Genomic DNA, 15245 nt, shown 5'->3' on the forward strand with positions numbered 1-15245 from the left:
CTGAATAGAGACGCATGGAATGCTAAACCAGAGTACGGTTAATCCCCGTCGGTTTCATACCGTTACCATGATGAAGTGATAAGCAGGCTAATAGCTTGTTTATAATAAGGGTGGTACCGCGATTTAGACTCGTCCCTGCATGTATGCAGAGAGGAGTTTTTTTGTTTTTAAGTAAAAAAACAAACACATAGGAGGTAAAATGATGAAACAATTAACATCAGCAGAAGTAAGACAAATGTTTATTGATTTTTTTAAGGAAAAAGGACACCGTGTAGAACCAAGTGCATCACTTGTTCCGCAAGAAGACCCGACACTGTTATGGATCAATAGTGGTGTAGCTACACTCAAAAAATATTTTGATGGTAGAGTGATACCGGATAATCCCCGTCTTGTAAATGCACAAAAATCTATTCGGACAAATGATATTGAAAACGTTGGGTTCACAGCTAGACATCATACATTTTTTGAAATGCTTGGTAATTTCTCAATTGGAGATTATTTTAAAAATGAAGCTATCGAGTGGGCATGGGAGTTTCTAACAAGTAGTAAATGGATTGGATTTGACCCTGAATTGCTTTCCGTTACGGTTCACCCGGAAGACGATGAAGCCTATAATATTTGGTTGAATGATATAAAGCTACCAGAACAGCGTATTATTCGATTGGAAGAAAATTTCTGGGACATAGGTGAAGGACCAAGTGGCCCGAATACAGAAATTTTCTATGATAGAGGTGAAAAATATGGAAATGACCCAAACGATCCGGAACTTTATCCAGGTGGGGAAAACGATCGTTACTTAGAAATATGGAATTTAGTGTTCTCCCAGTTTAACCATAATCCTGACGATACGTATACACCACTACCTAAGAAAAACATTGATACAGGTATGGGATTAGAACGAATGGTTTCCGTAATACAGGATGTGCCAACAAACTTTGAAACAGATTTATTTATGCCAATTATCCAAAAAACAGAAGAGCTTTCTAATACGAAGTACGGAAAAACATCTGAAGCTGATACAGCATTTAAAGTAATTGCCGACCATGTCCGTACAGTTAGTTTTGCAATTGGAGACGGAGCAGTCCCTTCAAATGAAGGAAGAGGCTACGTTTTAAGGCGATTATTGCGTCGTGCTGTGCGGTTTGCGAAGGAGATTGGCATAGAAAAACCATTCATGTACGGTCTTGTCGGAACAGTAGGCAACATCATGAAAGATTTTTATCCTGAAGTATTAAAACAGCAGGAACTTATTGAAAACATCATAAAAGTAGAAGAAACAAGGTTCCATGAAACGCTAAATGATGGGCTTGAAATACTAAGTACTATAATTGAAAAGGAAAAAACGAAGGGGAGCAATGTGTTTCCTGGTGTAGAAGTTTTCCGTTTATATGATACGTATGGTTTTCCAAAAGAATTAACAGAAGAGTACGTAGAAGAACAAGGGTTTACGATTGACCTTGAAGGCTTTGAAAAAGAAATGGAGAAACAACGAGAGCGCGCTAGAAATGCCAGACAAAAAGTAGACTCCATGCAAGTTCAAGATAGTCTACTAGGAGATATTGAAGTAGAAAGTGAATTCGTTGGTTATGAAGAGTTAGAAAAAGAAACAAGTCTTGCTGCTATTATTAAGGAAAATGAAAGAACAGAATTAGCAAAAGAGGGAGAAGAAGTGTTTTTACTACTTGATCGTACTCCTTTCTATGCTGAAAGTGGCGGACAAGTAGCTGACAAAGGTTGGCTCTACTCAGAAAATGGAACTGCCTACGTTAAAGACGTGAAAAAAGCTCCAAAAGGACAGCATGTTCACCATGTTACTATAACGGAGGGAGAGTTTCATACAGGAGATGTTCTAAAGGCTAAGGTTGATAATCCTTTCAGAGCTGCTGTAGTTAAAAACCATACTGCAACACACTTGTTACATCAAGCATTAAAGGATGTGCTCGGAGATCATGTTAATCAAGCAGGTTCCTTAGTAAGCACAGACCGTTTACGCTTTGACTTTTCTCATTTTAATGCAGTTTCGGAGAATGAATTACAGCAAATAGAAACAATTGTTAATGAGAAAATATGGGAGTCAATTCCAGTGCGTATTGAGAGCATGAAGAAGGAAGAAGCTAAAGAAATGGGTGCAATGGCCTTATTTGGTGAAAAGTACGGGGATGTTGTTAGAGTAGTACAAATGAAGGATTATAGTATTGAACTATGTGGTGGTTGTCATGTTGCCAATACTTCTGAAATCGGATTGTTCAAGATCAGTTCAGAAAGTGGTATCGGGGCTGGCACAAGAAGAATTGAAGCAGTTACAAGCAAGCATGCTTATACTTTCCTTAATAACAAGCTACATGTATTACAACAGGCAGCTAACCAATTGAAATCAGCAGATGAAAATGTTCCTGAGCGTATTGAGGGGCTCTTCCAAGAGATTCGTTCATTACAGAAAGAGAATGAATCATTAAACGCGAAAATCTCCAATGCGGAAGCTACTTCGATTTTAGACAAGGTGGAAAATGTTCAGGATATTCCATATCTTGCTCAAAAAGTAAGCGTAAAGGATATGAACCAGCTACGAAATATGGTGGATGAACTAAAACAGAAATTGGGCACAGGAGTTATCTTATTAGCTGCTGAAAACGATGGAAAAGTTCAACTAGCGTCAGGTGTTTCGAAAGATTTGATTGAACGTGGCTTACAGGCAGGGCAACTTATTAAATTAGCTGCTGGAGTTTGTGGTGGCGGCGGTGGTGGCCGCCCAGATATGGCTCAAGCAGGTGGAAAAGATACAAGCAAAATTGGTGACGCACTATCCATAACAAGTCAATACATTGCTGATAACCTGAAATAATTTTCTTTCAGCTTGTAACAAACGATGTGAATAAGTATAATGAAACACACAGATATGTTAGTATGAACTTAATGGTGATTGACAGGTTCGGAAAAATCTGGTTACAAGCTGATTGCTACAAAGTATATCGAACTAACAATGTACTAAAAAAGCGTTATTCTAAGATCGAGGTGTCATGATGAGTTCAATTGATAAAACGATGAAATTTAATTTTTCGGAGGAACCTTTTGATGAGGATATCAAGGAAATCCTTTTCACGGTTCACGAAGCATTACGCGAAAAAGGGTATAATCCAATCAATCAGATTGTGGGCTATTTACTATCTGGTGATCCTGCTTATATCCCACGATATAATGATGCAAGAAATTTGATTCGTAAAATTGAACGAGATGAAGTCATTGAAGAGCTGGTCAAATTTTATCTTGAACAACAGCAAAGGAACAACTAAATGAAAATATTAGGACTAGATGTAGGTTCCAAAACGATTGGTGTCGCTGTAAGTGATGCATTGGGCTGGACAGCTCAAGGGCTAACCACCATTCAATGGAACGAACAAGATATTACTTCTGCAGATACAAAGCTTGCAGAGATAATAGCAGAGCACGAAATTGGAAAAGCTATCATTGGCCTACCAAAGAATATGAATGGATCGATTGGAGAACGCGGAGAAGCATCACAGCGGTACGCAGCACATATGGAAGAGGTCCATAACATTGAAACTGTATTATGGGATGAGCGTTTAACTACTGTAGCTGCGGAACGTGTTCTTCTGGAAGCAGATATGAGTAGAAAAAAGAGGAAAAAGGTAATTGATAAGATGGCAGCCATTATGATATTGCAAGGCTATCTTGATCGAAAATAAAGGAGTGAATCTAAATGGCATTAGAAGAAAAAGAGCGAATTATTATACCAGATGAAAATGGGGAAGAGCATTTATTTGAGGTTTTGTTTACCTTTGATGTGGACAAGACAAGCCATTCTTACATCGCTGTTACTCCTGTGGAACAAGCAGAAGACGAAGAAGTTGAAGTATATGCTTTCCGCTATGAAGAAAAAACAAAAGATGATGATGACTTATCGCTATTTCCAATAGAATCGGACGAGGAATGGGAAATGGTTGAAGAAATGCTTCACACACTAGCAGATGAAGAAAACAATGAGTAGAACAAGTAAGAAATAAGGAAGCAGTTGATATCCTGCCAAAGGGTATCAGCTGTTTCTTTATTTTGTCAATAAGGCATCTAAATTAAAGACGTTAGTAAAATTCGTCTTTTTCACATATTCTAACTATTTTTACGGGGTAATTGTAAGCATTCTAGACTTAGAAAAATAAACAGTATCTGTCGAATCTTAGGATTATAATGGCATATCATCGTATATTTTAGTATAATATACCGGATGAGAGGGGGATACTTGATGTCCAAGAAGAAAAAGAATGGCAATTTTAAGGACAATCTCATTACTCGAAGTGAAGAAGCTAAAACTGTAAGAAAAATAGTAGCAATTATCATCATTTCATTGCTTCTTATTCTTGTTATTGGCGGTATATCTGGTTATTTGTATGTTAAATCGGCTTTAGAACCGGTAGATTCTTCTAGTGATGAAGAGGTCAAAGTTGAGATACCAATTGGTTCTTCAACCTCTACAATTGCCACAATTCTTGAAGATAATGGGGTAATAAAAGATGATCGTATATTTCGTTTTTACATAAAGTTTAAAAACGAATCAGACTTTCAAGCTGGGGAGTATACATTCACACCTTCTATGTCAATTGATGAAATAATTGAATCACTCAAAGAGGGCCGTGTAATTGCTGATCCGGTACATACTGTTACTGTTCCTGAAGGTAAAACGATTGAGGAAATTGCTGAAATATATGCTAAGGAACTTTCGTTTACAGAAGAGGACTTTTTGAATGCAGTAAATGATACAGAATATATTGAACAACTGATCGAAGCATATCCTTCGATATTAACAGAAGATATACTGGACCCAGAAATAAAAACACCTCTAGAAGGATATTTGTTTGCCGCAACGTATAATTTCTATGTAGAATCGCCTACCGTAGAAACAGTGATCGAAGAAATGCTGATTAAAACAGACAATATCGTTGCAGAATACCGAGAAGCGATTAATGAGTCGGATTTTAGCATCCATGAGGTGCTAACCTATGCATCACTTGTTGAAAAAGAATCTGGAAATGAGGAGCAACGCAAGAAAATTTCTGGGGTATTCGTTAATCGGATGGAAGAAGGGATGAAGCTTCAGACAGACCCTACTGTTCTATATGCTTTAGGAGAACATAAAGATAAAGTACTAAATAAAGACTTGGAAATTGAATCGCCTTATAATACGTACTATGTAGACGATCTCCCTATAGGCCCTATTGGCAATTTTGCAGAGAGCTCACTGGATGCTGCATTACATCCAGAGGATTCAAATTTTCTCTACTTTTTACATGATGGTGATGGCGAAATCTATTACGCTGAGACATACGAAGAGCATTTGCAATATAAGGATGAACATATTAATTAAATCTAAAAGAGGTTGTTCAAAAAGTCCGGTAAAAATGACACATCGGTACTGATGACCTTCGACTAGATTCCGACACGTCCTGTGTCGAACGTCGAAGTCACCACATCCTGTGGAAGCTCGTTGGCTTGCTTTTTTGTTCCTCACGTATTAATTGCATACGTTCCGGTACTCAAAGCTACGCCGCCTCGAACTTCTCGGTCCTTTATATCCTCCTTTTTGAACACGCACTAATAGGGAGTGTGAATGAGACGTTCACATTTCCCTTTTTTAAACAAAAACTCATATAAATTTTTATAGCAAGGTTAAAAGTTTATAATGTGATGTTTTAGAGTATAAGAAAAAGAGGTAGTTGCATGTATTTAAAAGAAGAAATGAACAACTATTTAATTGACCTGTTACCAGATAAGGAAGCATGGATAGAAGAAATGGAAGCCGAGGCACTTACTGATCGTGTCCCGATTATGGATAAAGTCAGTATGCATTTTGTAACCCAATTAATTCGGATGTATCAACCAAAAAGAATATTAGAGGTTGGGACGGCCATAGGTTACTCTGCATTACGTATGCTACAAGCAAATCCTGAAACAAGCATTATAACGATTGAGCGTGACGAAAAAAGATATAAACAGGCTGTTGAAAATATCCATCAGCAGGGAAAGGAAGACAATATCTCCGTTATTCTTGGTGATGCCTTAGAAGAAATTGCTAAATTGGATGGGATGTTTGATTTAGTATTTATTGATGCGGCGAAAGGACAATACAAACGTTTCTTCGAGCTTTCTAAGCCCCTGCTGTCTTCGAGTGGCGTTATTCTTTCAGATAATGTATTATTCAAAGGGTATGTTGCAGAGCCTGAAAAGGCAACAGGTCGACACATAAAAATGGTGGAGAAAATAAGAGATTACAACAAGTGGCTTATGCAGCATCCAAACTTTTCAACGTCTATAGTCCCCATAGGGGATGGTGTGGCAATTAGTGTACGTAAGCCCTGAAAGGAGTAACAAAGAATGCAAGATAGACCAGTAGTAATTGGAGTAGCAGGGGGGAGTGGCAGTGGAAAAACCTCTGTTACCAGATCTATATCCCAGCGCTTTACCGATAAGACAGTGCTCGTTATTGAACAGGATTATTATTATAAAGACCAAAGTGATCTACCACTAGAGGAACGGTTAAACACAAACTATGACCATCCCTTAGCTTTTGATAATGACTTATTGATTGAACATTTACACGAGTTATTGAGAAATAAACCAATAGAAAAGCCTGTTTATGATTACAAGCTACACACACGTTCAAGTGAAGTAATTCCTGTAGAGCCTAAGGAAGTTATTATCTTAGAGGGAATCTTAATTCTAGAAGACCCTAGACTGGTTGATTTAATGGATATAAAGGTATTTGTCGATACAGATGCAGATTTACGTATTATTCGTAGACTATTAAGGGATATTAAGGAGCGCGGTAGAACACTTGATTCCGTGATTGATCAATATATCCAAAATGTCCGACCATCTCACTTGCAGTTTATTGAGCCAACCAAGCGTTATGCCGACATTATTATTCCAGAGGGTGGGCAAAACCATGTTGCGATAGATCTTATGGCAACTAAAATTGAGAATATACTAGAAAAAAACAAGCAGCCTAAGTAAATCTTTGTAACCTCAGGAAGACAAACTAAGGAAAATTTTAGAAAATAATAAGAAAAGTATTGAAAATATAAATAAAATCTGCCATAGTATTGTTTAGTATATTTTTACTTATCATGAGAATTATTCTCAATTGATATAGCTAATTATTTCCAAGGAAGTCAGAAAAGGAGTGTTTTTTTAATGGCAATAGAGAAAAGCTTTTATATGACACAAGAGGGGAAAGAAAAGTTAGAGCAGGAATTACATCATCTAAAAACAGAACGTAGACAAGAGGTTGTGGAACGGATTAAAGTTGCTCGTGACTTCGGTGACCTTTCTGAGAACTCCGAGTACGATGCAGCAAAAGATGACCAAGCCTTTGTTGAATCCCGAATAGCCCAAGTTGAAAAAATGATACGTAATGCCGTTATAATAGAAAATGATAACGATAACCCGGACATTGTTTCACTAGGTAAATCTGTAACGTTTCAGGAATTGCCAGATGGTGATGAAGAAACCTACACCATTGTTGGTAGTGCGGAAGCCGACCCATTTGAAGGGAAGATTTCAAATGATTCCCCAATGGCAAAGAGTCTATTAGGACATGAAATAGGTACAGAAGTTTCTGTAGCAACTCCTGGTGGAGACATTCAGGTGAAAATTACAAAAGTAGAATAGATAAAAGCGAAAAAGCGGGGGCATCCCCGCTTTTTTGCTTTAATATTTATAAGTGCATATACCTACAAATCAAATGCTTTTTCAACACTTGGAGTAATTACAAAATACTCGGTTTCATAAGTATCCAGCTTCCATTGCTCTGCATCCTCGTCGTAAACTAACGTAAGTTCTTTACTGCGTGTAAATTCTTCTTTTTCCCTGTCAACTAGTAACCAACCAAGGTCCTCCCCTGGTTCATAAAAAATATAGTGGGCTCTCATTGTAATCGTGTAGGAATCTAATTCCTCGTCGAAAACTGGGTTAGAGATTTTTGAGAGATCATATTCCGCACGTATAAGTTTACCTTCATATTCAGGATACTTTTTCGCGATTTCTGCCTGTCTCTTTTTTAGTGTTTCCTTCATCTTATCGGTAACACCCGTTTCCATTATGGAGACGTCCTTTTCAGCCAATGCCTGATGGTATTCTGCTATTGTAGTGTTAAGCTGTTCCATTATATCTGTTTGCATTTCAGGTGTTAACGCATTTACTGTATCTAGTCCAACATAGCGCCTCTCTAAAGGTTCTTCCTCACTGCTAACCTCTCCCCACGGGAAATCTTTATGGAAGGAATAAGAAACCGACCCATCTGTTGGTAATATTCCAACAGTCTGTTCTCCCTCTTGAATTTTAATATCGGTTTTCTCCCCGTTGATAGCTAACGTATAGCCATCTAATAAGGATTCAACAGAGATCTCGCTTATTGGTAACTTAAAAGACTCCTCTACAGTGTCCTGTCTCATCGTAAAAAGCTCTAATTCTACTTTTTCCTCTACTTGAGAATAGTCATTTTCAAAATTTGCCATTACTTCATAGGATCCAGGCATAAACGGCCCATACGTATCCGTAAAGTCTTCTTCAGTTGATGTTCCCGCCACTTCTCCGTTTATAAGTAATTGGACATCTTTATTTTCTGTATTTAACTTTAGGAATGCTGGTACAACTTGTAACTGGTAACTATCAAATAGGAGCCATTCCTTACCGTCTTGCTTGATATTAACGGTTCCATACATATCATCTAAGTATGCAGTTCCATTTATCTTTTCAGACGTAGACTTAATAAAATCGACCTGGTTATGTAGTCTATTTAAAAGCTCCTCATACTCAGTAGGGTGATCTTTTAAATAGCTTATGAATAAGGCAGTATTCTCTTCCGTAATTTCAAGAGAATCATGTGCGGGTGTCAACAAATTAACTAACTTGGCCGCATCTTCCTGTTCTACCGACTCTTCAAAGGAAGCAACAGTATTTTCTGCTGTGAATTTTTCTTTTGCAACTAAAAAGAAGATGGTAAGTATTGAAATGGGGACAAGAACGGAGACTAATATGATTATAGTCTTTTTATTTCTTCTTCTTTTCATTTTTTCTTCTTTTGCTTTTTGTTCTGTAAGATCTGCTCCACACTCCGGACAAAATTTATTCGAATTGCTTTTTAAAATAGCATTACAATGGTTGCATTTCACTTGATAAACCCCTCCTTAAACGAATTGTAATAGTATGTAATTAATCGTAACATAAACAAGTTGATTAATTATGAATCAATTTTACTGTTTAGAAGTTTTTTACCTGGGTATATATTATTAATCTAGAAAGTCCCTAGCGTTATGTAAAAGGGTAATAGGTAATAACTATTACAAATTAATTGTCCTACATCATGAGAAAAATCTTCAATTTTCCCCAATAAAAAATTACATTTTTGTTACAATCCCGGTTTATTTTTGCAGTGAAACAAAACTAGATAATAAGAATCAGGCATATGGTCTTCATGCTCTTCCATATAATTACAATCGTACATTTCCGACTAACTATTCAAAACAATTGATTATTCAGTCAAAGAGCGTTTTTTTGTTAAAAATGCTCTTGATCCGAACTTTGTACGTAAAATTTATTTTATTATATGTCTTTAAGTTGACTATTATAAACTAATCCAAAAAAGTATCTTGAATTTAAGATAATAAACTAAAGACAATGGGTACATGGAACTGTTTTTGTTTAAAGCTCTTAATTTCATGTGACAAATTTAGTAATATTTAGAAGTAACAAAGACGATAGTGAAACGACGGTGGTGAATTTATGAAAAAGTTACGAATAGTCATATTGGATGATAACAAAGATTACTTGGAGTCATTAATAGCATATGCTGTGTAGGTTAGTTGAAACTATACAGCATTTTTTCTTAATTGAGACTAGTAGACAAAATTTAAGTATACTTAAAAAAAATTTTAGTAAAGAGGTGGTAATAATGAAAAGTAAACTAACGAGTTTTTTAATAATTGTAAGTAGTATATTGATATTGGGTGCCTGTGCAAATGAAGAGGATACGAAAGCCAATGAGGATGAGCAAAATTTAAATGAAACGATGGAAGGAAATAGTAATAAAGGTGAGGATTCTTCGGATTACGATGCGAGTGAAGCTAGTACTGAAGATAACAATAAGTTAGAGGAAGATCCTGAGAAATCCGAAGTAGTTCTTGATAATCAGAGTGATTCTGTTGAAATTAGTGAAACGACAGCAGGGTATGGGATTGAAACTCCTGATCAAATAGGATTAAAAGTAGGGGATACTGGTTATTTTGAAGATACAGCAGGTACTTATGATATAACAGTAAATTCTGCTGAGTTGTTAGATGAATTAGATGGTGAGGAGTCTCAAGCAGATCACTTCTTTTTAATGAATATAACAATTAAGAATACTGGAGAAGAAACATGGAATGCACAAGATTTTCTATATGGTTTTAGAGTGACAGATGATTTAGAGAGTACTGGTTATGGTGATTATGCAGAGAGTTTTGATAGTGTGGAACAGATGACTGATGACATTGCACCAAATGAGGAGTCTACTGGTCAATTTGTAACAGAAGTCTATGATGGAGATACGTATTATTTTAAATTGAGATCAGGTATAACAGAAGGAGCCGGAGATAGTAATAACGTTGTTTGGGAGATTGCAAAAGAGGAATTACAGTAATTGATTTTGTAAGTTTAACACACTTTAGATAGTTAGTTTAGACTATTTAGAGGAGAGTGTGTTTTATTATGTGGTTTAAAGTGAAGTGTTTAAATTAATGGTATTGGGGTTGTTATTTATTAGTTAAAGGGGTATTAGGTTGTTAATAGTGAAAATAGAAATAAGAGAAGTCAGTATGTGACTTTTATATTTTAAAGGTAACTATTATTTCAGAAAAAAAGTTGGCAATATTGCTGCGGAAACCAGTAACCAGGTTATCTGGACTATTCCTGCAGATGAAGCAAAGTAGTAAACTACTTATTAGAAGAAGTATGATAGACACTAATTAAAATAATTTTGTAATATCCCTATCATATTACTCTATATTAAAAATATGATACTATAGTAGAGTAAAACATAGGGAGGGAAAGCCGTGAGTGATTTTGATAAAGATTCGAGAGTTAATAAATTTGAGAAAAGAAGGAAGAATACAAAATCCATTACTGTTTTAATGATAGGAGGTTCTCTTCTTCTTTTAGTTTTACTTGGTATGTGGATTTTTGGTGGTGGCAACGACGATCAACCGCCAGAAGAAGAATCTACCAATACGGAGGAAACAAATGAATCAAATAATAACGACACTGAGGAATCAAATGAAGAGCAAACCGAAACAGATGAAAACAACTCCTCTAATTCAGATGAACAAGGAAACGAAAGCAACGAAGAGGAATCAAATGATGAAACGGATGAAGAGGAGAGCCAGTCTGCTAATGATGTCGAAACAGAACAGGTTGAGCCTACCGGGGAAAATGTAAAAGAAGCTTACACTGGAAATTGGGAGCCTGTTGGAACAGAACAAGAGGGGCCTCATACTACAAACTATGATAGTGGCTCGCAGGATAGACAGGAGATAGCAAGGGCTGTTGAACTAGCCACAGGACTTAATGCTAGTACGTTGACTACACATTGGGTCGGAAATGATGGAGATCAAAAAGTAGTGACTACTGTTTATAATGAGGATCAGTCAGAGATTTATCGTGTTTATTTATCATGGGTTGATAATGAGGGGTGGCAACCAACCAAAGTAGAAGCCTTGAACAATTTACCACCTATTAACTAATTCGCACAAATTGGAGGCATAATCATGACAATAGGTATTATCGGCGCAATGGATGAAGAAGTTGCATTACTTTTACAAAATGTAATGAATCAACAGGAAGAAACCATTGCCGGTTGCAAATTTGTAAAAGGACAATTAAACGGGAAAGAAGTTGTTATTCTTCAATCAGGTATCGGGAAAGTGAATGCAGCAATGGCGACTACCATTATGCATGAGAGATATGCTCCCACGCATATTATTAATACCGGTTCAGCAGGAGGGTTCGCTGAGAAATTGGAAGTAGGCGATGTTGTTATTTCTACACAAGTAGTACATCATGATGTTGATGTAACGGCTTTTAATTATGCTTACGGACAGGTTCCCAGCATGCCGGCAATGTATGATGCCGATACAGATCTTGTATTAAAAACGAGTGCTTCAGTAAAAGAAATAGGTCTTAATTATCAAGAAGGGATCATTGCTACAGGCGATTCCTTCATGCAGGACCCAGAGCGAGTAGCATTCGTTAGAGAGAAGTTCCCTGAGATGATCGCAGCAGAAATGGAAGCTGCCGCTATCGCACAGGTCTGCTATCAATACGGAAAGCCATTTGTTGTTATTCGTGCTCTTTCAGATATTGCTGGGAAAGAATCGTCTGTTTCCTTTGACCAGTTCCTTGAGAAGGCAGCGAAAAACGCAGCTACTTTAATTATGACCATGCTCAAAAGTATGTAATTTGTCCATTATTTACCTTCCAACTATATGCATAATTTATGTTATGATGCGTTATAGAGGAGGGGACGTATTGGATAAACAAAAGAAATTAGAGTTGAAATCAAAGGATTATCACAGATTTATTGCTGTATTACTAATATTAAGCAGTTATCTTTATATGGGTGCCATTATAAATACGTATATGAAACCCTCAGGCAATGGGGATTTGTTATTCGTATTGTCACTTGGTGGTATTGCAACGGGTATAATCTTAGCTATAAAGCAACTTAATATAAAAAAAGAAATAGAAAATGAGCGCTGATTTGAATCAGCGCTCATTTTCTAACTTCTACGTTCTTTACGGTAATACTCATGAAACACTTTCATCAAGGCCCGTTTTTCAATACGTGATACATAACTTCTGGATATATTCAGCATCTTGGCAATCTCTCTCTGCGTCATTTCTTTATGATCATTTAAGCCATAACGGTAGATAATGACTTCCTTTTCCCGCTTATCTAAGATCGTAAAGTATTCCTGCATCTTGGCAATTTCCATATTTAACTGGATGTATTCAATAATATTATCATTCTCAGCCTCTAGAATATCAATAAGGCTAATTTCGTTTCCTTCTTTATCCTGCCCGATCGGATCATGGAGGGAAACATCCTTTTTCACTTTTTTTAATGCCCGTAGATGCATTAAAATTTCATTTTCTATACAACGGGCTGCATATGTCGCAAGCTTTGTGCCTTTATCAACAGAAAAACTCTCCACACCTTTGATTAAACCAATTGTGCCTATGGAAATCAGATCTTCAACATCCTCACCTGTATTCTCAAACTTTTTTACGATATGTGCCACTAAGCGTAAATTATGTTCAATAAGTTTGTTACGAGCAGTCTCACTTCCTTCTTTCATTTCCTTCAAGTATTTTATTTCATCTTCTGGAGGGAGTGGTTGGGGGAAGGCATGGTTTTTTACATAAGAGACAAAGAAAACAGCTTCTTTTATTAGAAGAGCAAGCACGCTTAATATTCCGGACAAATATATCCACCTCCTAAAAGTGCTGGCTGGGCTATTGCCTATAATTCGATTTTATGTAGAATAAGTGGTTTTCGTGTCTGTCCTTCTAAATATAATAAAAAAAGCACTTCCGGAAAGAAGTACTTTGTAGTTCATCATTTATTATATTTTCGATTTAAGTATGATGTTACTATCGTTTCATCACTGTGGGGGTGCTTTGTATTTCCTATGATCTGGTAATGTTCTTTACCTTTCCCAGCGATAATTAGGATGTCACCAGGTTCGCTAATTTCTACCGCATGTTCAATGGCCTCTTTACGATCAGAAATCATACTATAATTCTCATGTTGCATGCCTTTTTCCATATCGTGGAGAATGTTTGTAGCATTTTCGTTCCGCAAATCGTTAATGGTTAAGATGACGATGTCAGCAAGGGATGCTTCTTTCGCCATCAGGGGCCGTTTTTCTTTATCTCGGTCACCACCCGTTCCGGCAACATAGATAAGGCGGTTTCGTTTAAAAGTTGATACGGTTCTAATTGAACTTCGAATAGCGTCAGGTGTATGTGCATAATCTATATATACCTTTAATGGAAACTCATGCTGTATTCTTTCCATTCTGCCTTCAATCGGATTGATGGACTTAAGTAGATCCACTGCCGTTGAAAGAGGAACACCTTTGACAAATAATGCTGCCAATGCTGCGAGAACATTGTAAACATTAAATTCCCCAAGCAACTTAGTCTCTACCTCTATTTCTCCGTCAGGGCTAAGTAAAGTGAACAATGTTTTATCCTCAAGATAACGAATATGCTTAGCTTGAAAATCAGCTTTTTCCAAAATACTATAGGTTAACACCTCAGCAGGGGTCATGTTTTCATAGATCTTTGACCAGGAATCATCTTTATTTAGGATCGCATATTTGGACCTTTTTGCATTATTACCTAATTGAGCAAACAATAAGCCTTTAATATAACCATATTGCTCCATGCTCTGATGATAATCAAGATGGTCTTGTGTTAGATTGGTGAAAATAGCTATATCAAAATCAATCCCCCAAACACGTCCTTGGGCTAGTCCATGTGAGGATACTTCCATTACCACATCTTCTACGCCTTGATCATATGCCTCCTTTAATAATTCCTGGTTTCCTAAGACATCGCACGTTGTGTTGTCTGTATGTTTCACCTTGCCATCAATTGTTATTCCGTTTGTTCCAGCCAATGCTGTTTTTTGTCCTAATCCTTTAAGTAAGTTATTTATAAGGCTTGAGACACTTGTTTTACCGTTTGTACCGGTAACGCCGATAATTTCCATGTTTGTTGACGGATAGTCATAAAATCTATTTGCTAGATGTGCAAGTGCTTTGGCAGTATTAGATACAATAACCAATGCTGTATTTGAGAATTCTATATCTGGTTTTTCTTCTACTACTATAGTGGTGGCCCCACGGTCAATGGCTTCTTGAATAAATTGGTGCCCGTCTACAGTATATCCTTTTATACAAACGAACATAGTATCCTGTTTAACTTTTCTAGAATCCTGTTCAATTGATTGGATGTTTCCTGGAAGTGACCCCAGAATTTGTTTAACTTGGAGACATTCTATTAAGTGTAGTGTATTCATTTGCCGTCACCTCAAATCCTTCTTCGTTGTCTTATTTTATCCGTTAGTAATAAAATCTATTTATAATTCTTTTTTCTTGAATTGGTATTACATATTAAATAAAAAAGCGACTAGT

15 protein-coding genes are annotated in these 15245 nt (G+C 36.7%); 12 read left to right on the forward strand and 3 right to left on the reverse strand.

Going from position 1 to position 15245, the window contains the following annotated elements; translation table 11 throughout:
• The first annotated feature begins 202 nt into the window (after window positions 1–202).
• The 8 genes from alaS (at window position 203) to greA (ending at window position 7680) form a co-directional block, all read left to right on the forward strand.
• The gene (gene alaS / locus BN985_RS10230; RefSeq protein ID WP_042223373.1) at window positions 203–2842 is read left to right on the forward strand and encodes an alanine--tRNA ligase; all 2640 of its coding nucleotides are present in this window, start codon (window positions 203–205) and stop codon (window positions 2840–2842) included.
• 178 nt (window positions 2843–3020) lie between these two features.
• On the forward strand, window positions 3021–3290 hold the full coding sequence (locus tag BN985_RS10235) for an IreB family regulatory phosphoprotein (protein ID WP_042223374.1): 270 nt from the start codon (window positions 3021–3023) through the stop codon (window positions 3288–3290).
• Entirely contained in the window at window positions 3291–3704 is a 414-nt protein-coding gene (gene ruvX, locus BN985_RS10240) for a Holliday junction resolvase RuvX (protein WP_042223375.1), read from the forward strand. It begins immediately after the preceding gene.
• A gap of 14 nt (window positions 3705–3718) precedes the next feature.
• The gene (locus BN985_RS10245; protein ID WP_042223376.1) at window positions 3719–4006 is read left to right on the forward strand and encodes a DUF1292 domain-containing protein; all 288 of its coding nucleotides are present in this window, start codon (window positions 3719–3721) and stop codon (window positions 4004–4006) included.
• A gap of 252 nt (window positions 4007–4258) precedes the next feature.
• Window positions 4259–5377 (forward strand): endolytic transglycosylase MltG, encoded by a 1119-nt coding sequence (mltG, locus tag BN985_RS10250; RefSeq protein WP_042223377.1) that lies wholly within the window; start codon window positions 4259–4261, stop codon window positions 5375–5377.
• Between the two features lie 353 nt (window positions 5378–5730).
• Window positions 5731–6369 carry an O-methyltransferase gene (locus BN985_RS10255; RefSeq protein ID WP_232225582.1) on the forward strand — a complete coding sequence of 213 codons (639 nt, stop codon included), beginning with the start codon at window positions 5731–5733 and terminating at the stop codon, window positions 6367–6369.
• Between the two features lie 15 nt (window positions 6370–6384).
• Window positions 6385–7023 carry a uridine kinase gene (gene udk / locus BN985_RS10260; RefSeq protein ID WP_042223378.1) on the forward strand — a complete coding sequence of 213 codons (639 nt, stop codon included), beginning with the start codon at window positions 6385–6387 and terminating at the stop codon, window positions 7021–7023.
• A 180-nt stretch (window positions 7024–7203) separates the two neighbouring features.
• The gene (gene greA, locus BN985_RS10265) at window positions 7204–7680 is read left to right on the forward strand and encodes a transcription elongation factor GreA (protein ID WP_036572387.1); all 477 of its coding nucleotides are present in this window, start codon (window positions 7204–7206) and stop codon (window positions 7678–7680) included.
• Window positions 7681–7742: 62 nt separating this feature from the next.
• Here the strand turns inward: greA and BN985_RS10270 are convergent, their stop codons facing one another.
• Window positions 7743–9182 carry a zinc ribbon domain-containing protein gene (locus BN985_RS10270; protein ID WP_042223379.1) on the reverse strand — a complete coding sequence of 480 codons (1440 nt, stop codon included), beginning with the start codon at window positions 9180–9182 and terminating at the stop codon, window positions 7743–7745.
• Between the two features lie 779 nt (window positions 9183–9961).
• Between BN985_RS10270 and BN985_RS10275 the strand changes: the two genes are divergently transcribed.
• From BN985_RS10275 to BN985_RS10290, 4 genes are all read left to right on the forward strand, one after another.
• Window positions 9962–10687, forward strand: coding sequence for a DUF4352 domain-containing protein (locus tag BN985_RS10275; protein ID WP_042223380.1), 726 nt, complete (start codon window positions 9962–9964; stop codon window positions 10685–10687).
• A 412-nt stretch (window positions 10688–11099) separates the two neighbouring features.
• Window positions 11100–11786: a YrrS family protein gene (locus BN985_RS10280; RefSeq protein ID WP_042223381.1), complete on the forward strand. Its 687-nt coding sequence runs from the start codon at window positions 11100–11102 to the stop codon at window positions 11784–11786.
• 24 nt (window positions 11787–11810) lie between these two features.
• The gene (gene mtnN, locus BN985_RS10285; RefSeq protein WP_042223382.1) at window positions 11811–12500 is read left to right on the forward strand and encodes a 5'-methylthioadenosine/S-adenosylhomocysteine nucleosidase; all 690 of its coding nucleotides are present in this window, start codon (window positions 11811–11813) and stop codon (window positions 12498–12500) included.
• Between the two features lie 70 nt (window positions 12501–12570).
• Complete coding sequence (locus BN985_RS10290; protein ID WP_042223383.1) at window positions 12571–12801, forward strand: YrhC family protein; 231 nt, start codon at window positions 12571–12573, stop codon at window positions 12799–12801.
• 20 nt (window positions 12802–12821) lie between these two features.
• Here BN985_RS10290 and sigK read toward each other — a convergent pair whose 3' ends face one another.
• Together sigK and BN985_RS10300 are read right to left on the reverse strand one after the other, a co-directional pair.
• Window positions 12822–13526, reverse strand: coding sequence for an RNA polymerase sporulation sigma factor SigK (gene sigK / locus BN985_RS10295; RefSeq protein WP_042223384.1), 705 nt, complete (start codon window positions 13524–13526; stop codon window positions 12822–12824).
• A 134-nt stretch (window positions 13527–13660) separates the two neighbouring features.
• On the reverse strand, window positions 13661–15130 hold the full coding sequence (locus BN985_RS10300) for a UDP-N-acetylmuramoyl-L-alanyl-D-glutamate--2,6-diaminopimelate ligase (RefSeq protein WP_042223385.1): 1470 nt from the start codon (window positions 15128–15130) through the stop codon (window positions 13661–13663).
• Between the last annotated feature and the right edge of the window lie 115 nt (window positions 15131–15245).

This window comes from Oceanobacillus manasiensis, assembly GCF_000724085.1.
GTDB lineage: Bacteria > Bacillota > Bacilli > Bacillales > Amphibacillaceae > Oceanobacillus_B > Oceanobacillus_B manasiensis.

Bases quoted from the DNA above. Each gene is read 5' to 3' on its own strand.
- mltG (WP_042223377.1), top strand. From the start codon at position 4,259: ATGTCCAAGAAGAAAAAGAATGGCAATTTTAAGGACAATCTCATTACT.
- BN985_RS10275 (WP_042223380.1), top strand. From the start codon at position 9,962: ATGAAAAGTAAACTAACGAGTTTTTTAATAATTGTAAGTAGTATATTG.
- BN985_RS10255 (WP_232225582.1), top strand. From the start codon at position 5,731: ATGTATTTAAAAGAAGAAATGAACAACTATTTAATTGACCTGTTACCA.
- mtnN (WP_042223382.1), top strand. From the start codon at position 11,811: ATGACAATAGGTATTATCGGCGCAATGGATGAAGAAGTTGCATTACTT.
- BN985_RS10235 (WP_042223374.1), top strand. From the start codon at position 3,021: ATGAGTTCAATTGATAAAACGATGAAATTTAATTTTTCGGAGGAACCT.
- udk (WP_042223378.1), top strand. From the start codon at position 6,385: ATGCAAGATAGACCAGTAGTAATTGGAGTAGCAGGGGGGAGTGGCAGT.
- alaS (WP_042223373.1), top strand. From the start codon at position 203: ATGAAACAATTAACATCAGCAGAAGTAAGACAAATGTTTATTGATTTT.
- BN985_RS10300 (WP_042223385.1), bottom strand. From the start codon at position 15,130: ATGAATACACTACACTTAATAGAATGTCTCCAAGTTAAACAAATTCTG.
- ruvX (WP_042223375.1), top strand. From the start codon at position 3,291: ATGAAAATATTAGGACTAGATGTAGGTTCCAAAACGATTGGTGTCGCT.
- BN985_RS10245 (WP_042223376.1), top strand. From the start codon at position 3,719: ATGGCATTAGAAGAAAAAGAGCGAATTATTATACCAGATGAAAATGGG.
- greA (WP_036572387.1), top strand. From the start codon at position 7,204: ATGGCAATAGAGAAAAGCTTTTATATGACACAAGAGGGGAAAGAAAAG.